A 20,793-nucleotide genomic window follows, 5' to 3' on the forward strand; every position below is an offset into this window, starting at 1 on the left:
GTACGAGGGTCCGGACACGAAGCCGGGGCGGGCAGTCGATCGACTGCCCGCCCCGGCTTCACACGTATCGGCCCGGCGGCTCAGAAGCCCCCGGTCTGCTCGTCCCGGCGGCGCTGCCAGCGCTGCTCCACCCGGTCCATCATCCCGGCCTTGCGGCGCGGGGCGGCGGCCGGGCGGGCCCCGGCCCCCTGGCCGGCGGGCCCACGGCGCCAGCCGGTCACGGCGAACACCGCACACCCGAGCATCACCAGGAAGCCCACGACGCTGACCCAGATCTGGTCCGGCACGACCATGCCGCCCATCAGCAGGCCGATGCCCACCACGAAGCCGGCGACGGCCAGGTAGACCCGCCGACGGGTGTAGGTGCGCAGCCCGGTTCCCTCAAGCGCAGACGCGAATTTGGGATCTTCGGCATACAGCGCTCGCTCCATCTGGTCGAGCAGTCGCTGCTCGTGCTCCGAGAGCGGCACGGAGTCCTCCTACTCGTCGGTCGCGGGTGCGACCGGTCCGCCCACCCCGGTCGGGGAGGCAAGTCCAATCAGCCTTGGGGCACACGGTCGGACGCCCGTGCGGGGGACCCGGCCCGTGTCGTCCATATGCCCCACGCGTCCGGCTGTCATGCTTTCCGGCTTTACCCAGATCATACGGTCCGTGGGCCCGTTACGGAGTGGTCGGCGCCGCGTGGGACGGGCCACTTCGTGCGGGGACGGCCGCACCGGTGTCAACGCACCACGCCCCGGACAAGTGCCCGATCGGATGGAATCGTCCCGGACCTGGGCAGGTTCGCCACCGGGCGCCGTGGCAGGGCCGGAGCCGGGCGGCGCGGGACGGGGACACGGCCGGGAGAACCGGCGGCTTCAAGATCCTGAACCGCCGCCGTACGGCGTGCGAAAAAGCCGTACGGCGGCGGGAGGGTCGGTGAAGGGGCGCGCGGGCCCGGAGGGGCGCCTCAGCCCAGGGTGGCCAGCAGGTGCAGCTGGGTCGCCACGGCGTGGAAGGCGGGCTGCGCGGCGGCGGCCTCCTCCAGCTTCAGCAGCGCGTCCAGCGCGCCCGGCTCGGTGTCCACCAGCACGCCGGGGACGAGGTCGGAGAAGACCCGTACGCCGTGCACCGACTCCACCCGCAGGCCCGCGGCCTCGGCCAGCCGGCCCAGCTCCTCGCCGGTGAAGCGGCGCGGCATCGGGTCCTGCTCGCCCCAGCGGCCGTCGGCGGCGGTGAGCACGGTGCGGGCCTCGTTGAAGTGGCCGGCCAGGGCGCGGGCCAGCACGGCGCCGTTGCGGTTGGCCGCCAGCAGGCTGACCACGCCGCCCTCGCGCAGGGTGCCCGCCAGGCTGCCGAGCGCCTCGGCCGGGTCGTCCACCATCTCCAGCACGCCGTGGCAGAGCACCGCGTCGACGCTGCCGGCGGCGACCAGCTCGGGCAGGGTCTGGGTGTCGCCCTGGACGGCCCGCACCAGGTCCGTCACACCGGCCTCGGCGGCCCGGCGCTCCAGGGCGAACAGGGCGTCCGGGCTCGGGTCGACCACGGTGACCCGGTGGCCGAGCTTGGCGACCGGCACGGCGAAGTTCCCGGTGCCGCCGCCGGTGTCGACCACGTCGAGCACCGGCTGGTCCAGCTCGGCCGACCGCTTCTCCAGGGCCGCCCGGACCACCTCCCACACCACGGCGGTACGCAGGGCGCTGCGGGGACGCGTCGGGTACAAGGTGGGGCTCCTTGGCACGTGCAGTTCGATCAGGATGCCTCCACCTTAGAGCCTGTCCCTCGGATCCTTGCCGGGCCCACGACGCTCCCCCCGCCTGCGGCCGGGTGGTACCCCCACCTCCGCCTTGCGATGCACGCACCCCGACGCCGCGGCCTGATCCGACGAAATCCGAGAGACAGGCCCTAGACCGGCCCGGCGGGGACCACGCCCACGCCCGGCGGCTCGCCGCCGTCCGGCGGCAGCCGGGGCGGGGGCGGGGCGGCGTGCAGGCCGAGCAGGCGCTCGACCAGGCGCAGGAACAGGGCGGAGTTGCGGATCAGGTCGTCGGCGTCGCGGGCCGAGGCGGCGCCCCTGATCCCGGCCTCGGCGGCGGCCCGGCGGCGGGCACCCGCACCGTAGTAGAGCGCCCACTCGGCGAGCTCGGGGGCCACCTCGGGCAGTACCTCCCAGGCGCTGCGGATGGCCTTGCGGCGGCGCGGGCTCTTCTCCGGGCGGCCGCGCACCGCCAGGACGGCGGCCACCGTGCGCAGCGCGGCCAGGTGGGCGGTGGCGTAGCGCTCCAGCGGATCCTCCAGGGCGCGGGCCCGGGCGAGGGTGCGGTGGGCGTCGGCGAGCAGGTCGAGGGCGGCCGGCGGCGCGGAGACCCGGCGCAGCACGGGGTGGACGTCCGCTGTGGCGGGGCGTCCGGAGGACGGGCCCGGGAAGAGCGGCAGGGCGGCGGAGTGGAGGCGGGCGGTGACGGGCTCAGGACGGCTGATGGTCATGGTCTCCCCCGTTCCGAGGCAGCGCGCGGACCGGGTGGTCCGTGCGTCTCCATCGTGAACGGCGGCACTGACAATCCGGGCCGCCGGTGAGCCGGAAGCGGGCAAGGGTGGCCGGAAAGGCTCCGGAAACGGCGTAAGGCGGCGGGCGCGGTCCTCCCCCGGTTCCGCGCCGCCGCCATGCCGTCGCTCCGCCGATCCCACGGTCGGCGGTGCGACTCCCCCGTACGGCCGGTCTCCCCCCGGCCCGCTCCGCCGCCCCGTGTCGGCGGTGCGAGGACCGTGACCAGCCCCGTGGCGGTCCGTCCGCCGCCTCCCCCTGGCGTTTCGCTTCCGGGGGACGGACGGATCCGCCGCCCGGGTGGGCCCGGCGCCCGACGCGCCGCCCTCCCGGGTGCCTCCACTCTCCCGTCTGCGCAGGTCGGCGGCCATCCGCTGAGGTACTCAACCGTGGATCTGAGTATCCGTACTCAGTCCGCCCCGGACCGGCGGCCGCCGGAACCGGGAGGTGCGCCCACCGCGTCCCGGCTGCCGGTACGGTACGGCGGAGCCGGGCACGGACCGGCCCCACCGGACGACGAGGGGACGCGATGACGAGGAGGGGGACGAGATGACGGTCCTGCCGCTGATCTTCACCAGCGGACTGGCCAGCGGCGTCAACGCCTACGCGGTGGTGCTGCTGCTCGGCCTGCTGGGCAGGTTCGCCGACGCGGACTCGGTGCCGCGGGCGCTGGAGCGCACGGACGTGCTGGTCGTGGCCGGCGTGCTGTTCGCACTGGAGGCGGTGGCCGACAAGATCCCGTACCTGGACAGCGTCTGGGACGCCGTGCACACGGTGATCCGGCCGGTCGCCGGCGCCACCGTCGGCGTGCTGATCGCGAGCAACGACCCCGGCTCGCTGAGCGAGGTCGCGGCGGGCGCGATGGGCGGCACCTCGGCGCTGGTCAGCCACCTGGTGAAGGCCTCGCTGCGGATGGCCGTCAACACCTCCCCCGAGCCGGCCAGCAACATCGTGGTCAGCCTGGCGGAGGACCTCTCGGTGGCCGGCCTGATCACCCTGGCGATCTTCCACCCCTGGCTGGCCGCCACCGCGGCCGCCGTGGTACTGGCCGTCGGGCTGCTGCTGGTCTGGCTGGCGGTCGGCAGGATCCGGGCCTTCCGGGCCCGCCGCCGCGAGCGCCGGGCCGCCCGGGCGGCGGGGGTCGCGTAAGGGCCGTCCTAGGATCTGGTGCCATGGCACGGATCGTCATCATCGGCGCAGGAATGAGCGGGCTCGCGGCGGCCTCACGGCTGGCGACCATCGGCCACCGGGTGACGGTCTGCGAGGCGGGCGGCACCCACGGGGGCATGGTCGGGCGGTACGAGCGCGAGGGCTTCGCCTTCGACACCGGGCCCGGGCTGCTCGCCCTCCCCGCGGTCTACCGCGACCTGGCGCTGAAGACCGGCAGGGAGCCGCTGGAGCAGCTGGTCGAGCTGGCCCCGGTCGACCCGGAGAGCCGGCACCTGTTCGCCGACGGCACCGTCGTCACCCTGCCGAACGCCTCCCGCGGCGGTGTCAGCCAGGCCCTGGACGCCGCCTTCGGCGCGGGCTCCGGCGCCCGCTGGAGCGCGGTGATGAACCACGGCCGGACGGTCTGGGAGGCCACCCGCCGCCCGCTGCTGGAGGAGCCGCTGCCGGCCGAGCGCGGCGTGCTGTCCGCGGCCGACCGGGCCCTGCTGGGCACCGACCCGTACCCCGTCCCGCCGCGCACCGGCCTGGCCCGGCTGCGCCGCGCGCAGCCGTGGTCCCTGGAGCACGTGGCCGCGCGCGAGCTCGGCGGCCACCCCGGCCTGACCGCCCTGCTGTTCGAGTCGGCCGTCCGGTACGGCTTCAACCCCGCCGAGGCGCCCGCCGGGGCCACCGTGCTGCCGTACATGGAGCAGTCCTTCGGCGTCTGGTACGTCCGGGGCGGCCTGCGGGCGCTCGCGGACGCGGTGTTCCGCCGCTGCGAGCTGCGCAAGGTCGAGTTCCGCTTCGACACCCCGGTCACCCGGGTGGTCGTCGAGGGCGGCCGGGCACGCGGGGTCGAGACGGCGGGCGGCCGGATCGACGCGGACCTGGTGGTCTCCGCGATGGACACCGCCGCCCTCCACCGCCACGGCCTCTGCGAGTGGCCGGGGGTGCCGGCCGAGGACTGGGAGCCGCAGGAGGTGCCCGGCCGGTTCAGCGTGCTGCTCGCACTGCGCGGGCCCCGCCCGGAGGGCACCGCGCACCGCACGGTGGTGCACGCGGCCGATCCGGCCGCCGAGGCGAACGCCCTCACCCTCTCCGTCCCGCCCTGCGAGCGCCCCACCGTCCAGGTGCTGCGCCCGGACGACCCGGCGCTGCGGCCCGACGACGACCACGAGAGCGTGGTGCTGACCGCGACCGTTCCCGCCCAGGGCGAGTTCGACTGGACGGCGCCGGGCGTCGCCGACCGCTACGCCGACCACCTGCTCGCCCATGTGGACGCGGCCGGCCTGGGCCTGCGCGAGCGGGTGCTGTGGCGGGTCGTGCGCACCCCGGAGGACACCCGCAGGGAGACCGGAGCCCTCGGCGGCGCGGTCGCCCGCCCGGCCCTGGCCGGCTCCGGGGGCTCCTGGCTGAAGGCCGCCAACGAGTCGCCCGTCCCCGGGCTCTACCTGGTCGGCGGCAACGCCCACCCCGGCGGCGGCCTCGCCCGGGTCGGTATGTCGGCCTGCATCACCGCCGGGCTGATCGGCCCGGCCTAGGGCCGTCGGCCCGGGGTCAGCCCTGGTGCCAGGTGTGCTGCTGCTGGTAGCCGTGGTTCTGGTCGTACGTCGGCTGCTGCGGGATGCCCTGGACGTTCGGGTCGGGCTGGGGCTGCCACTGCTGCTGGGGCTGGGCGTTCTGGTCCCAGGCCTGCTGGTGCTGCGGCTGCTGGTAGCCCGCGTACGGATCCTGCTGCGGGTAGCCGCCGTACGGGTCCTGCTGCTGGGGGTAGCCGCCGTAGGACTGCTGGTCGTAGGACGGCTGCTCGTACGGCTGCTGCTCGTAGCCGAAGGCGGGCTGCTGCTGGGTCTGCCACTGCTGCTGGTCGTAGCCGGCCTGGTAGGCGCCGGCGTACGGGTCCTGGGGCTGGTGCTGGACCTGCGGCTGCTGCTCGTAGTACGCGGAGGCGTAGACGCCGTCCTGGGCGAGTTCCTGCATCTCGAAGGCGGCGGTCTGCTCGACCTCCGGCACCTCGTCGGGCACCGGCAGGGGCTCCGGGGTCTCCTCGACGGCGCTGACCTCGCCGACCCGCTTCCGGGTGGCCGCGGCGGCCGCCACCGCGGCGGTGCCGCCGGTGAGGGCGCCGAGCAGCGGCACCTTGGCGAGCGGTCCGGGCAGGCTGCCGTCGGGCTTCCGCAGGGACCAGCCGGTCTGGTAGCCGCGCCTGACCGAGAGGGTGACGAAGGTCTGGCCGACCGCGAACAGCGCGGCGCCGGCGCCGATCACCACGACCGAGCCGAGGACCATCCCGACGGCCACGCCCAGGAAGCCGGCCAGGGCCAGGACCCGCCAGTGCACCGGGGCCCGGTTCTGCAGCAGCACCTCCGCGACCAGCCAGAGCGCCACCACCGCCAACGCGGCGTACAGCAGCAGGTATCCGATGCCCATCCGCCCGCTACCTCCAGTCGCGTGCCCGCGCGTGTGCGCCGCGCGTGTGCGGCGACTGTACCGGTTCAACGGCCGGGGTACCGCATCGCGTTCCCCGGGCCCCCGGACACCGGCCGCACACGACCGGGCCCGCCACCCCCGGTACGGTGACGGGCTCGTGAACACCCGGCGTCAGCGCTGGTGCAGCCCCAGGTTCTGGTAGATCTCCAGCGTCGCCGTCGAGTGGTTGAGCGTGATGAAGTGCAGACCGGGCGCGCCCTCGGCGAGGAGGCGCTCGGCCATCGCCGTGGCGTGCTCCATGCCGACGGCCCGCAGGGCCGCCGGGTCGTCGATGGCCGCCCGCAGCCGGGCCTCCAGGTCGGCCGGGAAGGCCGAGCCGCTGAGCTGCGGGAAGCGCTCCAGCTGTTTGGCGTTGGTGACCGGCATGATCTCCGGGATGATCGGCGCCTCGCAGCCGGCGGCCGTCACCCGGTCGCGCAGCCGCAGGTAGTCGTCCACCTCGAAGAACATCTGGGTGATCGCGTAGTCGGCCCCGGAGCGGATCTTCGCGACGAAGTGCCGGATGTCCTCGTCCCAGTCGGTGGAGCGCGGGTGCATGTTCGGCGAGGCCGCGACGCCGACGCAGAAGTCGCCGATGCCCTTGATCAGCTCCACCAGCTCGTACGCGTAGGTGACGCCGTCGGGGTGCCTGACCCACTCGCCCATCGGGTCCCCGGGCGGGTCGCCCCGGACCGCGAGGACGTTGCGCACGCCCTGGTCGGCGTACTGGCCGATGATGTTGCGCAGCTCGGCGATCGAGTGGTCCACCGCGGTGAGGTGGGCGACCGGGGTCAGGGTGGTCTCGGTGGCGATCCGGCCGACCATGTTGACGGTGCGCTCGCGCGAGGAGCCGCCGGCGCCGTACGTCATGCAGACGAAGTTGGGGTCGAGGGGCTCGAGCCGGCGGATGGCGTCCCAGAGCTTCTGCTCGCCGACCTCGGTGCGCGGCGGCATGAACTCGAAGGAGAAGGAGCGCTTGCCGGCCGCCAGGAGTTCGCGCACGGTCAGTGCGCGATCCGTTCTCGTGGAAGCGATGCCGAGTGCCATGCTGGCAGGCTATCCGGCGGTCGGAGGGGCCGGACATCGGATTCCATCTATTGAGACAACTGATGGACGGCGCTCCGGTTCACCCCGGTAGGGCTCCGCGACGCCTCCCGCACGCCCCCGGCGGGGCCGCTCGCACGCCCGTTCCCAGCCGCCCCGCTACGCTTGCTGCACCCCCAGAGAACCAGCGGAGCCCCATCGTGACCTCGTCCAGCACCCGGCCGGCCAACCCCGGTTCGGCCATCAGTGCGGCCAATCCCATTGACGTGGAGGACGTCCGCACCCGCGTCAACGCGGCGCTCGCCGCGTTCATGGACGGCCAGTCCGTGCTGCTCGACAAGATCTCGCCCCAGCTGGCCCCCGCCGCCGACGCGCTGCGCGACTTCCTGCTGGACGGCGGCAAGCGGCTGCGCCCGGCGTTCTGCTACTGGGGCTGGCGCGGCGCCGGCGGCCCGGCCGGGGGCACCACCGGCGAGGCGATCGCCAACGCGGCCGCCGCCCTGGAGCTGCTCCAGGCGAGCGCCCTGGTCCACGACGACCTGATGGACCGCAGCGACACCCGCCGCGGCCTGCCCTCGGTCCACCGCCGCTTCGAGGCGCTGCACCGCGACAACGGCTGGCGCGGTGACCGCGAGCAGTACGGCGCCTCGGCCGCGGTGCTGCTCGGCGATCTGCTGCTGATCTGGTGCGACGAGCTCTTCCTGCGCTCCGGCCTGGAGCCCGCCGCCGTCCTGGCCGCCAAGCCGGTGTTCGACCTGATGCGCACCGAGGTCATGCTCGGCCAGTACCTGGACGTGCTGGAGCCGGTGGCCGGCGACTCGACCGACGAGGGCGCGCTGGACCGCGCGCAGACCGTGCTGCACTACAAGTCCGCGAAGTACACCATCGAGCGGCCGCTCCAGGTGGGAGCGCTGCTGGCCGGCGCCGGCCCCGAGCTGGTCGAGGCGTACGGGGCGTTCGGGCTGCCGCTGGGCGAGGCCTTCCAGCTGCGCGACGACCTGCTCGGCGTCTTCGGGGACCCCGCCGTCACCGGCAAGCCGGCCGGGGACGACCTGCGCGAGGGCAAGCGCACCCTGCTGGTCGCCCACGCGATGCGGGGCCTGTCGGCCGCCGACGCCCGACACCTGGACGAGCGGCTCGGCGCACCGGACCTGGCCGCCCCCGAGGTCGCCGAACTGCGCGCCCTGGTCGCCCGCAGCGGCGCGCCGGAGGTGGTGGAACGCCGGATCGAGGAGCTGATGCGGCAGTCGCTGGCCGCGCTGGAGGCGGCGCCGCTCGCCGACGGGCGGGCCCGTACGGTGCTGCTGGCACTGGCCGAGGCCGCCACCGTCCGCAAGTACTGACGGACGGCGACGGCCTCGGGCGGGTCCTCTACCGGTTCGGGCCGGGCCCCACGGATCCGGGCGGATCCGGGCGGATCCGGCGGGTTCCGCGGACCCGGGCGGTCAGAGCGCGGCGCGCACCCGGCGGGACAGCTCGGCGGCGGCCGCCCCCGGGTCCGCCGCGGCGGTGATCGCCCGCACCACGACGATCCGGCGAGCGCCGGCGGCCAGCACCTCGTCCAGGTTGCCGAGGTCGATCCCGCCGATCGCGAACCACGGCCGGTCGGTGGCCTGCTTCGCCGCGTACGAGACCAGGCCGAGGCCCGGGGCCGGGCGGCCCGGCTTGGTCGGGGTCGGCCAGACCGGGCCGGTGCAGAAGTAGTCCACGCCCGGCTCGGCTATCGCCGCGTCCACCTCGGACTCGGCGTGGCAGGAGCGGCCGATCAGCACGTCCTCGCCGAGGATCGCCCGGGCGGCCGGTACCGGCAGGTCGTCCTGGCCGAGGTGCAGCACGTCCGGTCGGGCCGCGTGGGCGACGTCGGCGCGGTCGTTGACGGCCAGCAGCCTGCCGTGCCGGCGGCAGGCGTCGGCGAAGACCTCCAGGGCCGCCAGCTCCTGCCGGGCCTCCAGGCCCTTGTCGCGCAGTTGGACGACGTCCACCCCGCCCGCCAGGGCCGCGTCCAGGAACTCGGCGAGGTCGCCCTGCTCCCGACGGGCGTCGGTGCACAGGTACAGCCGGGCGTCGGCGAGGGCGGCGCGGGGGTCCGTCATCACAGCGCCATGGCCTGGGCGCGGCGCTTGACCTCCGTCGCCCGGTTCTCCCACAGCGCCTGCACCGGGGTGCCGGGCAGCGACTCGTCCTCGGAGAACATCCACTCGATGATCTCCTCGTCGGAGAAGCCGCTGTCCCGCAGCACGGTCAGCAGGCCGACCAGGTGCTTGACCGGGCCGGTCTCGTCGATGAAGGCCGCCGGGACCTGCAGGGACTTGTTGGGACCGCGGCGGACCGCGATCAGGTCACCCTTCTTGACCATGTTGCGGACCTCGGTGACCAGCACACCCCACCGCTCGGAGATGTCGGGCAGGTACAGCCACTCGGGGACCAGGGCGTCAGTCTTGGCATCGATCTCACTCACGGCACCAGACTGCCACCTCGACGGCCCGCCGCGCACCCGGCCCTACGCCACGGCCGCCTTCAGCGGCACCGCGGGGTCGGCCGCGCGGGCCGGATCCAGCGCCGTACCGCGCTCGATCAGCCTGCGCCCCTGGGTGAGGTCGCGCGGCCGGTCCACGGCCAGCAGCGCGCTCGGCACGCCGTCGCGCAGCCAGAGCACCGACCACTCGCCGTCCTGCGGACCGCCGCGCCAGAGCGGCACGTCGCCCTCGGCGTGCCGGCCGGCGTACTGGACCATCCGCCCGAACTGCTCGGACCAGAAGTACGGCACCGGGTCGTAGTCCGGCGCGTCCGCGCCCAGGACGGCGGCGGCCACCGCCTCACCGGACTGCAGGGCGTGGTCCCAGTGCTGGACGGCCAGCCGGGCGCCGGCCCGGGCCGACGGGTAGCTGACGCAGTCGCCGGCCGCGAAGACGCCGGGCACCGAGGTGCGCAGCCGCCCGTCCACGACGACGGCTCCGGTCGCGTCCAGCTCGACCCCGGAGCCGGCCAGCCAGCCGGTCGCGGGGCGGGCCCCGATGCCGACCACCACCTCGTCGGCGGGCAGGTGCGAGCCGTCCGCCAGTAGCACCGCGCCGGGCTCCACGGCGGCCACGCCGACGCCGCAGCGCAGCTCGATCCCGGCCGCGGCGTACCAGCCGGCCATCGCCGAGCCGATCTCCGTCGGCAGCGCGCCGGGCAGCGGCGCCGGACCGGCCTCGACCACCGTCACCTCGCAGCCGGCCGCGCGGGCCGCGGTGGACACCTCGGCGCCGATCCAGCCCGCGCCGACCAGCACCAGCCGCAGCCCGGGGCGCAGCAGCGCGCGCAGCGCCAGGGCGTCGTCCAGGGTGTGCAGCAGGTGCGCCCGCTCGGCGCCGGGCAGGGCGCGCGGCACGGCGCCGGTGGCGATCACCAGCGAGCCGTACGGGAGGTCGCCGCCATCGGTGTGCAGCACGCCGGGGGTGAGGCCGGTGGCGCGGCGGCCGGTGAGCAGCTCGATGTCGAGCTGCCCGTAGTCGATGTCCAGGGCGGTGGAGTCGGCCTCGCCGAGCAGCACGTCCTTGGAGAGCGGCGGCCGGTCGTACGGCGCGTGCGGCTCCTCGCCGACCAACACGATCCGCCCCTGCCAACCGCCCTGCCGCAGCTTGAGGGCGCACTGCGCCCCGGCCAGCCCGGCTCCGACGACGACCACCTGATCCGTTCCGCTCAGCTCTGCCACGCCGGTCACTGTACTCAGCGGCCGACCGGCGGCCGCGGGGCCGGGGGTGGGCGGGGGGTGCGGTCGGTCCCTCCCCGGTACGGGCCTGCGGCCGGGCGGGCCCACCTCCCGCGCCGCTGTCCACCCTGCGTACGGGCCTTCGGCCGGGCCGACCCCCGGCGTTAAGGTGGGGGCACCACACGGGAGCCCGGCGGACCGGGCTGAGAGGCGGGCTGACACGGCCTGCGACCGTCCGAACCTGATCCGGGTCATACCGGCGAAGGGAGAAGAGCAGCTTTGTCACGCTTGCCATCGCCCGCCCACGCCGACGTGCTGGTGATCGGCGGGGGCGTCATCGGCCTCGCCGTCGCCTGGCGCGCCGCCCAGCGCGGCCTGCGGAACGTGACCGTGGTCGACCCCTCCCCCGGCGGCGGCGCGGCCCGGGTCGCCGCCGGCATGCTCGCCCCGGTCACCGAGCTGCAGTACGGCGAGGAGCCGCTGTTGCGCCTCGGCATGGCCTCGAACGAGCGGTACGCGGACTTCGCCGCCGAGCTCACCGAGGCCGGCGGCGGCCGGGACACCGGCTACCGCCGCTGCGGCACGCTCGCCGTCGCGCTGGACTCCGACGACCGCGCGGAACTGCGCGAACTGCACGCCTTCCACCAGCGCCTCGGCCTGGACTCCGGCTGGCTGACCGGCCGGGAGGCCCGCAAGCTGGAGCCGATGCTCGCCCCCGGGGTGCGCGGCGGCCTGCACGTGGCCGAGGACCACCAGGTGGACGGCCGCCGGCTGCTGGACGCCCTGGTCTTCGCCTGCGAGGGCGCCGGGGTCCTGTTCCACCGGGCCGAGGCCGTCGAGCTGCTGGTCGGGAACGGCCGGGCGACCGGCGCCCGCCTGAGCACCGGGGAGACGGTGAGCGCAGAGCAGGTCGTGCTCGCCGCCGGCCCGCACAGCCACCGGCTGCCCGGCCTGCCCGAGGGAGTGCTGCCCGCGATCCGCCCGGTGAAGGGGCAGGTGCTGCGGCTGCGCGTCCCGGACGCCTACCGTCCGTTCCTGTCCCGCAACGTCCGTGCCGTCGTCCGCGGCCGGCACGTGTACCTGGTGCCGCGCGAGAACGGCGAGCTGGTGGTCGGCGCGACCACCGAGGAGCAGGGCTACGACACCACCGTCACCGCCGGCGGGGTGTACGAACTCCTGCGTGACGCCCACGAGTTGGTTCCGGGTATCACCGAACTCCCGCTGCTGGAGACCTCGGCCGGGCTGCGCCCGGGATCACCGGACAACGCCCCGCTGCTGGGCCCGACCTCGCTGCCCGGACTGGTCGCCGCCACCGGCCACCACCGCAACGGCGTGCTGCTCACCCCGGTGACCGCCGACCTGGTCTCCGAGTACCTGGCCACCGGCGAAGTCCCCGATCTTGCAAGGCCGTTCACGCCCCTGCGCTTCTCCCCCGACCGCTCCACGACGAAGGCCTCCGCATGACCGAGACCACCCGGAACGGGACCCCGCAGAACGGGACCGCCCCGACCGAGACCGCCCCGACCGAGATCACCCTGACCGTCAACGGCGAGCCCCGCCGGCTGTCCGCCGGGACCACCCTCGCCGAGGTGGTGGCCTCCGTCAGCGCCGCCAACACCGGCGTCGCCGCCGCGCTCAACGAGGCCGTGGTGCCGCGCGGTTCGTGGCCCGCGACGGCGCTGGACACCGGCGACCGGATCGAGATCCTCACCGCCGTCCAGGGAGGCTGAACCATGGCCGACGACCTTCTGACCATCGCCGGGACGTCCTTCTCCTCCCGGCTGATCATGGGCACCGGCGGCGCCCCCAGCCTGGAGGTCCTGGAGCGCGCGCTGCTCGCCTCCGGCACCGAGCTGACCACCGTCGCGATGCGCCGGGTCGACGCCGGCACCCAGGGCTCCGTACTGGACGTGCTGACCCGCAACGGCGTTCGGGTGCTGCCCAACACGGCCGGCTGCTTCACCGCCGGCGAGGCCGTGCTGACCGCGCGACTGGCCCGCGAGGCGCTCGGCACCGACTGGGTCAAGCTGGAGGTGATCGCCGACGAGCGCACCCTGCTGCCCGACCCGATCGAGCTGCTGGACGCCGCCGAGACGCTCGTCGACGACGGCTTCACCGTCCTGCCGTACACCAATGACGACCCGGTGCTGGCGCGCAAGCTGGAGGACGTCGGCTGCGCGGCCATCATGCCGCTGGGCTCGCCGATCGGCTCGGGCCTGGGCATCCGCAACCCGCACAACTTCCAGCTGATCGTGGAGGGCGCCGGCGTCCCGGTGATCCTGGACGCGGGCGCCGGCACCGCCTCCGACGTGGCGCTGGCGATGGAGCTGGGCTGCGCCGCGGTGATGCTCGCCTCCGCGGTGACCAGGGCTCAGGACCCGGTGCTGATGGCCGAGGCGATGCGGCACGCCGCCGAGGCGGGCCGGCTCGCCCACCGGGCCGGCCGCATCCCGCGCCGCTTCCATGCCGAGGCCTCCTCCGCGATGGCCGGCCGGGCCGACCTGGACACCCGCGAGCGCCCCGCGTTCTGAGCGTCCGGCACGCCCACGGCACCGGCCCCCGCGGCGCGAAGCCGTGTCACAAGCAGGGCACAGCCGGGCCCGGAGGCGGTGTCCTCCGGGTCCGGCCTCGCCCGGCGGCACTAGACTCACCGGGTGGACATGGCACTGCACGACCCCCTGATCGGCAGCCTGCTCGACAACCGGTACCGGGTCGAGCAGCGCATCGCGACCGGCGGGATGTCCACCGTCTACCGGGGCACCGACACCCGCCTGGACCGGGTGGTCGCGCTCAAGGTGATGCATCCCTCGCTGGCCGGGGACGAGGGCTTCACCGCCCGCTTCATCCGCGAGGCCAAGGCGGTCGCCAAGCTCACCCACCCCAACGTGGTCAACGTCTTCGACCAGGGCGCGGACGGCGGCCACGTCTTCCTCGCCATGGAGTACGTGCCCGGCCGCACCCTGCGCGACCTGCTGCGCGACCGCGGCGCGCTGTCCGTCCGGGCCGCGCTGGACGTGCTGGAGCCGGTGCTGGCCGCACTCGGCGCCGCCCACCGGGCCGGGCTGGTCCACCGCGACGTCAAGCCCGAGAACGTGCTGATCACCGAGGGCGGCCTGGTCAAGGTCGCCGACTTCGGTCTGGTCCGGGTGCTCGGCACCGCCGACGGCGCGCCCACCTCGACCACCACCGCCACCGGCGGCACCGTCCTGGGCACCGTCTCCTACCTGGCTCCCGAGCAGATCCTCCCGGACACCCCCACCGACCAGCGGGTGGACGTCTACGCGGCCGGCATCCTGCTGTACGAGATGCTCACCGGCCACCGCCCGCACACCGGCGACAACCCCGTCCAGGTCATGTACAAGCACCTGCACGAGGACGTCCCGGCCCCGTCGCTGGTCGCCCCCGCCGTGGGCCCCGAGCTGGACGCGATCGTGGCCGGCGCCTGCGCCCGGTCCGCCGACGCCCGTCCGTACGACGCGGTCGAGCTGCTCGCCGCCGTCCAGCGGGTCCGCCGCACCCTCACCCCGGCCGAGCTGGACGCCGAGCCGCCGGCCTCCACCCGGCCCAGCCCGCGCTACCCGACCAGCGAGCCGACCTCGGTGATCCAGCCGCTGCCGCGTACCGCCGACGAGCCGCCGACGGAGCGCACCAGCGTGCTGGACATGCCGCCGGAGCTGATGGACGAGTTGCTCGCCGAGCCGCGCCCGTACGACGAGCCGACCCCGGTGCACCGGCGCCGGCCGGGGCGGCCGCGCCGCCGCCTGCCCCGCGGGCCGCTGATCTGGACGGCCGCGGCGGTCGCCCTGGCACTGGCGATCGGCGGCGCCACCTACGGGATCTCCGAGGGGCTGTACGGTTCGGTGCCGGGCGTGCTCGGCAAGGACCGGGCCGAGGCGCAGCGGGTCCTGGACAGGGAGGGCCTGCACGGGAAGTTCGTCGAGGTGTTCAGCGAGTCCGTCCCGTCCGGGCAGGTGATCTCCACCGACCCCGGGGTGGGCGCGCGCACCCGCAAGAGCGACAGCGTCACCGTCACCCTGTCCAAGGGCCCCAAGCGGATCGCGGTGCCGGACCTCGCCGGGAGGAGCGCCGCCGACGCCGCCTCGACGCTGACCGGCGCCCAGCTGACCAGGGGCACCGTGACCGAGACCTACGACGACACGGTGCCCGAGGGCTCGGTGATCAGCAGCTCGCCGGCGGCCGGGCAGCTGCTGCAGGAGAACTCCGCGGTCTCGCTGGTGGTCAGCAAGGGCATGGTGCCGGTCCCGAACGTCACCGGGATGAGCAAGGACGAGGCGCAGAAGGCGCTCCAGGCGGCGGGCTTCACCATGCAGACCAGCGGCTGGGACGTGTTCGGCGCGGTCACGTCGTCCGGCCAGAGCCCGGCCGCGGGCGAGCGGCGCCCGCAGCGCAGCACGGTGACGGTCAAGTTCTCGCTGTTCTGAGTCCGAGGACCGGACGGGGTCAGCGCAGCGGCCCGTCGCCGGGCTCCTCCTGGTAGGAGTAGCGCTGCTCCCGCCAGGGGTCGGCGAGGTTGTGGTAGCCGCGCTCCTCCCAGAAGCCGCGCCGGTCGGCCCGCATGTACTCCACCGCGCGCACCCACTTGGGGCCCTTCCAGGCGTACAGCCGGGGCACCACCAGCCGGACCGGGAAGCCGTGTTCGGCGGTGAGCGCCTCGCCGTTGCGGTGGGTGGCGAGCAGGGTGTCCGGGTCCGCGAAGTCGGCCAGCCGCAGGTTGGCGCTGTAGCCGTACTCGGCCCAGACCATGACGTGGGTGACGCCGGGAGCGGGCGGCACCATCTCGAGCACGGTGGCGGCCGACACGCCCGTCCACTCGTTGCCGAGCACCGAGAACCTCGTCACGCAGTGCAGGTCCCCGACGACGGTGGTGCGCGGCAGGGCGTTGAAGGCGTCGAAGTCCCAGCTGTGCTTCTCCGCCGAGGCGGTGGCTCCGAACACCTGGAGGTCCCAGGTCAGCGGCTTGAAGCGGGGCACCGGCCCGTAGTGCAGGGCGGGCCAGCCGCGCTGCGCGCGCTGTCCCGGGGGGAGCCTCGGGTCAGACGGCGGAAGCGGTTCGTGTTTCGACTGACCCATGGATCCATGGTGACAGACGGCGGACAGGCCTCGGCGCACGCCCCTTAGCGCTGATTCGCGCCCCCGATCGTACGGACCGGCGGTCACCCGCCCACCAGCACGTTTCGGCATGAATCGGATATTCCGACACATGTCCTAGTGAGTGTGAACTTACTGGAATTTCCTCCCAAAGCGGTGCCAGGATGCGCAGCACACCGGCAGCACGAGCGCAGGAGGCATCACCATGCAGGGCGATCCCGAGGTCATCGAGTTCCTCAACGAGCAGCTCACCGCCGAGCTGACCGCGATCAACCAGTACTTCCTGCACGCCAAGATGCAGGAGAACTTCGGCTGGACGAAGCTCGCCAAGTACACCCGGCACGAGTCCTTCGACGAGATGAAGCACGCCGAGACGCTCACCGACCGGATCCTGTTCCTGGAGGGGCTGCCCAACTACCAGCGGCTGTTCCACGTCCGGATCGGCCAGACGGTCAAGGAGATGTTCGAGGCGGACCGCCAGATCGAGGTCGAGGCGATCGACCGGCTCAAGCGCGGGATCGTGGTGATGCGGGCCAAGAACGACGTCACCTCGGCGAACGTCTTCGAGGACATCCTGGCCGACGAGGAGCACCACATCGACTACCTCGACACCCAGCTGGAGCTGCTGGAGAAGCTCGGCGAGGCGCTCTACATCGCCCAGGTCATCGAACAGCCGGAGTCCTGAGGGCGCACGGCCCCGGGCTCAGGCCGCCCGCAGCGGGACCACCGGGGCGATCCCCGGGGCCGGCGCCGGCACGGTCGGCCCCGCCGCCGGGACCTCCGGGTCCGCGAGGCCGAGCTTCGCGGCCAGCCGGGCGGTCGGGCAGGGGCGGGCGCCGTGCTCGCCGAGCAGCGCCTGGATGCGGCGCACGCAGGACCCGCAGTCGGTGCCGGCCCCGCAGCCCTTCGCGATCTGGCGCGGGGTGCCGGCACCGCCGTCGATCGCCTTCTTCACCTGGTCCTCGGTGACCGCATGGCACATGCACACGTACATCGCGGTGTCTCCCGGGGGTGAAGTGGAGTGGATCTTGACTAAGGTCTGCCTTAGTTCACTGAGGCTTACCTTACCCGGCGAAACCGTTACGAAAAAGCCCCTCCGGGCTCGGGAACACCGAATCCGGAGGGGCCTTCGTCACATCGGACGGACGCCGGGCCTACTGGCCGCGGTACATCTCCGCCACCAGGAACGCCAGGTCCAGCGACTGGCTGCGGTTGAGGCGCGGGTCGCAGGCCGTCTCGTAGCGCTGGTGCAGGTCGTCCACCATGACCTCGTCGCCGCCGCCGACGCACTCGGTGACGTCGTCGCCGGTCAGCTCCACGTGGATGCCGCCCGGGTGGGTGCCGAGCGCGCGGTGCACCTCGAAGAAGCCCTTGACCTCGTCCAGGACGTCGTCGAAGCGGCGGGTCTTGTGCCCGCTGGAGGCCTCGAAGGTGTTGCCGTGCATCGGGTCGCAGATCCACACCGGCTTGGCGCCGGAGGCGGTGACCTTCTCCACCAGGGTGGGCAGGTGCTCGCGGATCTTGCCCGCGCCCATCCGGGTGATGAAGGTCAGGCGGCCGGGCTCGCGCTCCGGGTCCAGCTTCTCGATCAGGGCGAGCGCGTCGTCCACCGAGGTGGTCGGGCCGAGCTTGACGCCGATCGGGTTGCGGATCTTGGAGGCGAACTCGATGTGCGCGTGGTCCAGCTGCCGGGTGCGCTCGCCGATCCACACCATGTGGCCGGAGACGTCGTACAGCTCGCCGGTGCGCGAGTCCACGCGGGTCAGCGCGGTCTCGTAGTCGAGGACCAGCGCCTCGTGCGAGGAGAAGAACTCGACCGCCTTGAACTCCTCCGGCTCCACGCCACAGGCGCTCATGAACGCCAGGGCGTTGTCGATCTCCCGGGCGAGCTGCTCGTAGCGCTGGCCGGCCGGCGAGTTGCGGACGAAGTCCTGGTTCCAGGCGTGCACCTGGCGCAGGTCCGCGTAACCACCGGTGGTGAACGCGCGCACCAGGTTGAGCGTCGCGGCGGACGCGTTGTACATCCGCTTCAGGCGCTCCGGGTCCGGGATGCGGGACTCGGGGGTGAACTCGAAGCCGTTCACCGAGTCGCCGCGGTAGACCGGCAGGGTCACGCCGTCGCGGGTCTCGGTCGACTTGGAGCGCGGCTTGGAGTACTGGCCGGCGATGCGGCCGACCTTCACCACCGGCACCGAGGCCGCGTACGTCAGCACCGCGGCCATCTGCAGCAGGGTCTTCAGCTTGTTGCGGATGTGCTCCGCCGAGACACCGTCGAAGGCCTCGGCGCAGTCACCGCCCTGGAGGAGGAAGGCCTCCCCGCGCGCCACAGCTCCGAGCCGGGCGCGCAGCTGGTCGCACTCGCCGGCGAAGACGAGCGGCGGATACGAGGCGAGCTCGGCAAGGGTCTTGCGCAGAGCCTCTTGGTCCGGCCATTCAGGCTGCTGCGCCGCGGGCAGGGACTGCCAGGAGTGGGCAGTCCTCGGAGTGTCAGTCGTAGCGGTCACACCGCAAGGCTACGGGGTGACAGGAGTGACTTGTGACTATTGCCCGAAGGATGAGACACATCTCGGACAAACGCGTGATCCCCCTCACCCGTCCCGGCGTATCCGCTAGTGTCGGACCATGCACGCGCCCCACACCCACTCCTGGTGGTGGGCCTCCCCCAAGGGTGGCCCACAGACGACGCGTTCCTAGACGAACACGACGGCCGCCCCTCGGGGCGGCCGTCGGCGTCTGAGCAGACGGCCCTCCGGGAGCGGACCTTGCACCGCCTCTCAGCCAGTCCACCCGGAAGGATGCCGTTTCCGTGACCACCGCCGTCGACCTGCTCTCCCGCCTCACCGGCCCCGACGCCCCCGCGTTCGCCCTGCTGCACCGCCGCACCCCCCGGCTCAGCCCGGACACCGTCGAGGTGCTGGTCGGCACCGTCGACAGCTACGAGCGCCTCGCCGACCTGCCCGTACGCAGCGGCGCGCCGGCCGGCGGCGGCCCGGTGCACGACCTGCTCGCGCTCGTCCCGTACCGCCAGATCCGCGAGCGCGGCTTCGAGGCGCACGACGACGGCACACCGCTGCAGGCCCTCTCGGTGACCGAGCAGCACACCCTCCCGTTGGCCGAATTCACCCACGCCCTACCGAACTTGCCGGTCTCACTTGCCGGTGGCGGGTTCGACGTGGACGACGACGCGTACGCGTCGATCGTCCGCCGGGTGATCCGCGACGAGATCGGCAACGGCGAGGGCGCCAACTTCGTGATCCGGCGCGACTTCCACGCGACGCTGGAGGACTTCGGGCCCGAGCTCGCGCTGACGCTCTTCCGCCGGCTGCTGGAGCAGGAGCGCGGCGCGTACTGGACCTTCCTGGTGCACACCGGCGGACGGGTGCTGGTCGGCGCGTCCCCCGAGGTGCACGTCCGGCAGAGCGGCGGCACCGTCGTGATGAACCCGATCTCCGGCACCTACCGCTATCCCACCGGCGGCTCCGACCTCGACTCGCTGCTCCGCTTCCTGCACGACCCCAAGGAGCTGGAGGAGCTCACCATGGTCGTGGACGAGGAGCTCAAGATGATGTGCACCGTCGGCGACCTCGGCGGCCAGGTGCTCGGGCCCCGGCTCAAGGAGATGGCCCACCTCGCCCACACCGAGTACGAGCTGCGCGGGCGCACCTCGATGGACGTCCGCGAGGTGCTCCGCGAGACGATGTTCGCCGCGACCGTCACGGGCAGCCCGGTCGAGAACGCCACCCGCGTGATCAGGCGCTACGAGCCCACCGGGCGCGGCTACTACTCCGGCGCGCTCGCCCTGATCGGCCGCTCCGCCAGCGGCGGGCAGCTGCTGGACTCGCCGATCTGCATCCGCACCGCCGACATCGACCCGGCCACCGGCCGGCTGGTCGTCCGGGTCGGCGCCACCCTGGTCCGCCACTCCGTCCCGGAGTCCGAGGTCGCCGAGACCCACGCCAAGGCCGCCGGGGTGCTCACCGCGATCGGCGCCCGGCCCGCGCCCGCCCGGCTCCCCCACCCGGCCGGGCCCCGGCTCGCCGACGACCACCGGGTGCAGGCCGCCCTGGACGCCCGCCGGGCCGACCTCGCGCCGTTCTGGCTGCGGATGCAGCAGCCGGCCGAGGTCACCGAGGCCGAGCCGACCCTGGTCGTGGACGGCGAGGACACCTTCACCTCGATGCTCTCCCACCTGCTCGGCTCGCTCGGCCACCGGGTGACCGTGGCCCGGTACGACGAGCCGGGGCTGCGCGAGCGGGTCGCGGCGCACCGGGGCGCGCTGGTGCTCGGCCCCGGCCCGGGCGACCCGGCGCTCGCGGACGACCCCAAGATGGCGGTGCTGCGGCCGATCGTCGCGGACGCGCTGGCCGCCGTCCGCTCCGGCGCCCGCACCGCGCCGCTGCTCGCGGTCTGCCTGAGCCACCAGCTGCTGGCCGCCGAGCTCGGGCTCGCGCTGGGCCGCAAGGCCGTCCCGTACCAGGGGGCGCAGGAGCGCATCGACCTGTTCGGCAGCAAGCGCACGGTCGGCTTCTACAACACCTTCACCGCGCGCTGCTCGGAGGCCGACGCGGCGCGGCTCGCCGCCGGGGGCGTCGAGGTCTCCCGGGACGCCCTCACCGGCGACGTGCACGCGCTGCGCGGGCACGGCTTCGCCGGGCTGCAGTTCCACCCGGAGTCGGTGCTCACCCGCGACGGGGTCGACATCGTGGCGGGCCTGCTGCGCGAGGCGACGGCCGCGCTGCGCTGAGCCGACGGGCGTGGCCGGGGGCGGCTCCCCCGGCCACAACCGGGCCAGGCGCCCCCGCCG

20 protein-coding genes and 1 riboswitch are annotated in these 20,793 nt (G+C 74.1%); of the genes, 9 read left to right on the top strand and 11 right to left on the bottom strand.

Annotation, left to right across the window (positions count from 1 at the left end; all coding sequences use genetic code 11):
- Positions 1-80 precede the first annotated feature (80 nt).
- From ACZ5OX_RS03265 to ACZ5OX_RS03275, 3 genes are all read right to left on the bottom strand, one after another.
- The gene (locus ACZ5OX_RS03265; protein ID WP_074000911.1) at positions 81-470 is read right to left on the bottom strand and encodes a DUF3040 domain-containing protein; all 390 of its coding nucleotides are present in this window, start codon (positions 468-470) and stop codon (positions 81-83) included.
- 479 nt (positions 471-949) lie between these two features.
- Positions 950-1,702, bottom strand: coding sequence for a methyltransferase domain-containing protein (locus ACZ5OX_RS03270; RefSeq protein WP_392922450.1), 753 nt, complete (start codon positions 1,700-1,702; stop codon positions 950-952).
- Positions 1,703-1,884: 182 nt separating this feature from the next.
- The gene (locus ACZ5OX_RS03275) at positions 1,885-2,466 is read right to left on the bottom strand and encodes an SAV_6107 family HEPN domain-containing protein (protein WP_465628518.1); all 582 of its coding nucleotides are present in this window, start codon (positions 2,464-2,466) and stop codon (positions 1,885-1,887) included.
- A gap of 607 nt (positions 2,467-3,073) precedes the next feature.
- On the opposite strand from ACZ5OX_RS03275, the gene ACZ5OX_RS03280 reads away from it, so the two are divergent.
- Together ACZ5OX_RS03280 and ACZ5OX_RS03285 are read left to right on the top strand one after the other, a co-directional pair.
- Positions 3,074-3,673: a DUF4126 domain-containing protein gene (locus ACZ5OX_RS03280; RefSeq protein ID WP_465628519.1), complete on the top strand. Its 600-nt coding sequence runs from the start codon at positions 3,074-3,076 to the stop codon at positions 3,671-3,673.
- A 23-nt stretch (positions 3,674-3,696) separates the two neighbouring features.
- Entirely contained in the window at positions 3,697-5,214 is a 1,518-nt protein-coding gene (locus tag ACZ5OX_RS03285) for a phytoene desaturase family protein (protein WP_465628520.1), read from the top strand.
- A gap of 16 nt (positions 5,215-5,230) precedes the next feature.
- Here the strand turns inward: ACZ5OX_RS03285 and ACZ5OX_RS03290 are convergent, their stop codons facing one another.
- Both ACZ5OX_RS03290 and metF read right to left on the bottom strand, forming a co-directional pair.
- On the bottom strand, positions 5,231-6,103 hold the full coding sequence (locus ACZ5OX_RS03290; protein WP_465628521.1) for a hypothetical protein: 873 nt from the start codon (positions 6,101-6,103) through the stop codon (positions 5,231-5,233).
- A gap of 171 nt (positions 6,104-6,274) precedes the next feature.
- On the bottom strand, positions 6,275-7,189 hold the full coding sequence (metF, locus tag ACZ5OX_RS03295; protein WP_465628522.1) for a methylenetetrahydrofolate reductase [NAD(P)H]: 915 nt from the start codon (positions 7,187-7,189) through the stop codon (positions 6,275-6,277).
- A gap of 197 nt (positions 7,190-7,386) precedes the next feature.
- Between metF and ACZ5OX_RS03300 the strand changes: the two genes are divergently transcribed.
- On the top strand, positions 7,387-8,529 hold the full coding sequence (locus tag ACZ5OX_RS03300; protein WP_465628523.1) for a polyprenyl synthetase family protein: 1,143 nt from the start codon (positions 7,387-7,389) through the stop codon (positions 8,527-8,529).
- A 102-nt stretch (positions 8,530-8,631) separates the two neighbouring features.
- Here ACZ5OX_RS03300 and thiE read toward each other — a convergent pair whose 3' ends face one another.
- The 3 genes from thiE to ACZ5OX_RS03315 are packed head-to-tail and all read right to left on the bottom strand — an operon-like array spanning position 8,632 to position 10,892.
- The gene (gene thiE, locus ACZ5OX_RS03305) at positions 8,632-9,279 is read right to left on the bottom strand and encodes a thiamine phosphate synthase (RefSeq protein WP_449807190.1); all 648 of its coding nucleotides are present in this window, start codon (positions 9,277-9,279) and stop codon (positions 8,632-8,634) included.
- Positions 9,279-9,644: an Rv2175c family DNA-binding protein gene (locus ACZ5OX_RS03310; protein WP_449790718.1), complete on the bottom strand. Its 366-nt coding sequence runs from the start codon at positions 9,642-9,644 to the stop codon at positions 9,279-9,281. The genes thiE and ACZ5OX_RS03310 overlap by 1 nt, the downstream gene beginning before the upstream one ends.
- A gap of 42 nt (positions 9,645-9,686) precedes the next feature.
- On the bottom strand, positions 9,687-10,892 hold the full coding sequence (locus ACZ5OX_RS03315; protein WP_465628524.1) for an NAD(P)/FAD-dependent oxidoreductase: 1,206 nt from the start codon (positions 10,890-10,892) through the stop codon (positions 9,687-9,689).
- 160 nt (positions 10,893-11,052) lie between these two features.
- Positions 11,053-11,165: riboswitch (TPP riboswitch) on the top strand.
- Between ACZ5OX_RS03315 and thiO the strand changes: the two genes are divergently transcribed.
- The 4 genes from thiO (at position 11,160) to pknB (ending at position 15,322) form a co-directional block, all read left to right on the top strand.
- Entirely contained in the window at positions 11,160-12,344 is a 1,185-nt protein-coding gene (gene thiO / locus ACZ5OX_RS03320) for a glycine oxidase ThiO (RefSeq protein ID WP_465628525.1), read from the top strand. Its footprint overlaps the riboswitch before it by 6 nt.
- Positions 12,341-12,610, top strand: a complete 270-nt coding sequence (thiS, locus tag ACZ5OX_RS03325; RefSeq protein WP_465628526.1) for a sulfur carrier protein ThiS — start codon at positions 12,341-12,343, stop codon at positions 12,608-12,610. Before thiO ends, thiS begins: the two co-directional genes overlap by 4 nt.
- 3 nt (positions 12,611-12,613) lie before the next feature.
- Positions 12,614-13,411, top strand: coding sequence for a thiazole synthase (locus ACZ5OX_RS03330; protein ID WP_449790722.1), 798 nt, complete (start codon positions 12,614-12,616; stop codon positions 13,409-13,411).
- Positions 13,412-13,540: 129 nt separating this feature from the next.
- Positions 13,541-15,322: a Stk1 family PASTA domain-containing Ser/Thr kinase gene (gene pknB / locus ACZ5OX_RS03335; protein WP_465628889.1), complete on the top strand. Its 1,782-nt coding sequence runs from the start codon at positions 13,541-13,543 to the stop codon at positions 15,320-15,322.
- Positions 15,323-15,341: 19 nt separating this feature from the next.
- Here pknB and ACZ5OX_RS03340 read toward each other — a convergent pair whose 3' ends face one another.
- Positions 15,342-15,971 carry a sulfite oxidase-like oxidoreductase gene (locus ACZ5OX_RS03340; protein ID WP_465628527.1) on the bottom strand — a complete coding sequence of 210 codons (630 nt, stop codon included), beginning with the start codon at positions 15,969-15,971 and terminating at the stop codon, positions 15,342-15,344.
- Positions 15,972-16,194: 223 nt separating this feature from the next.
- Here ACZ5OX_RS03340 and bfr point away from each other — a divergent pair, with 223 nt between their 5' ends.
- On the top strand, positions 16,195-16,674 hold the full coding sequence (gene bfr, locus ACZ5OX_RS03345) for a bacterioferritin (RefSeq protein WP_465628528.1): 480 nt from the start codon (positions 16,195-16,197) through the stop codon (positions 16,672-16,674).
- A gap of 18 nt (positions 16,675-16,692) precedes the next feature.
- Here the strand turns inward: bfr and ACZ5OX_RS03350 are convergent, their stop codons facing one another.
- Positions 16,693-16,983: a (2Fe-2S)-binding protein gene (locus ACZ5OX_RS03350; RefSeq protein WP_465628529.1), complete on the bottom strand. Its 291-nt coding sequence runs from the start codon at positions 16,981-16,983 to the stop codon at positions 16,693-16,695.
- A gap of 160 nt (positions 16,984-17,143) precedes the next feature.
- Positions 17,144-18,493, bottom strand: coding sequence for a class II 3-deoxy-7-phosphoheptulonate synthase (locus tag ACZ5OX_RS03355; RefSeq protein ID WP_465628530.1), 1,350 nt, complete (start codon positions 18,491-18,493; stop codon positions 17,144-17,146).
- Between the two features lie 302 nt (positions 18,494-18,795).
- Between ACZ5OX_RS03355 and ACZ5OX_RS03360 the strand changes: the two genes are divergently transcribed.
- Positions 18,796-20,733, top strand: a complete 1,938-nt coding sequence (locus tag ACZ5OX_RS03360) for an anthranilate synthase family protein (RefSeq protein ID WP_465628531.1) — start codon at positions 18,796-18,798, stop codon at positions 20,731-20,733.
- Positions 20,734-20,793 lie beyond the last annotated feature (60 nt).

This window comes from Kitasatospora sp. NPDC032121 (genome assembly GCF_055580145.1).

Bases quoted from the DNA above. Each gene is read 5' to 3' on its own strand.
- ACZ5OX_RS03340 (WP_465628527.1), bottom strand. From the start codon at position 15,971: ATGGGTCAGTCGAAACACGAACCGCTTCCGCCGTCTGACCCGAGGCTC.
- ACZ5OX_RS03280 (WP_465628519.1), top strand. From the start codon at position 3,074: ATGACGGTCCTGCCGCTGATCTTCACCAGCGGACTGGCCAGCGGCGTC.
- metF (WP_465628522.1), bottom strand. From the start codon at position 7,189: ATGGCACTCGGCATCGCTTCCACGAGAACGGATCGCGCACTGACCGTG.
- pknB (WP_465628889.1), top strand. From the start codon at position 13,541: ATGGCACTGCACGACCCCCTGATCGGCAGCCTGCTCGACAACCGGTAC.
- ACZ5OX_RS03330 (WP_449790722.1), top strand. From the start codon at position 12,614: ATGGCCGACGACCTTCTGACCATCGCCGGGACGTCCTTCTCCTCCCGG.
- thiE (WP_449807190.1), bottom strand. From the start codon at position 9,279: ATGACGGACCCCCGCGCCGCCCTCGCCGACGCCCGGCTGTACCTGTGC.
- ACZ5OX_RS03350 (WP_465628529.1), bottom strand. From the start codon at position 16,983: ATGTACGTGTGCATGTGCCATGCGGTCACCGAGGACCAGGTGAAGAAG.
- ACZ5OX_RS03285 (WP_465628520.1), top strand. From the start codon at position 3,697: ATGGCACGGATCGTCATCATCGGCGCAGGAATGAGCGGGCTCGCGGCG.
- bfr (WP_465628528.1), top strand. From the start codon at position 16,195: ATGCAGGGCGATCCCGAGGTCATCGAGTTCCTCAACGAGCAGCTCACC.
- ACZ5OX_RS03290 (WP_465628521.1), bottom strand. From the start codon at position 6,103: ATGGGCATCGGATACCTGCTGCTGTACGCCGCGTTGGCGGTGGTGGCG.
- ACZ5OX_RS03275 (WP_465628518.1), bottom strand. From the start codon at position 2,466: ATGACCATCAGCCGTCCTGAGCCCGTCACCGCCCGCCTCCACTCCGCC.
- thiS (WP_465628526.1), top strand. From the start codon at position 12,341: ATGACCGAGACCACCCGGAACGGGACCCCGCAGAACGGGACCGCCCCG.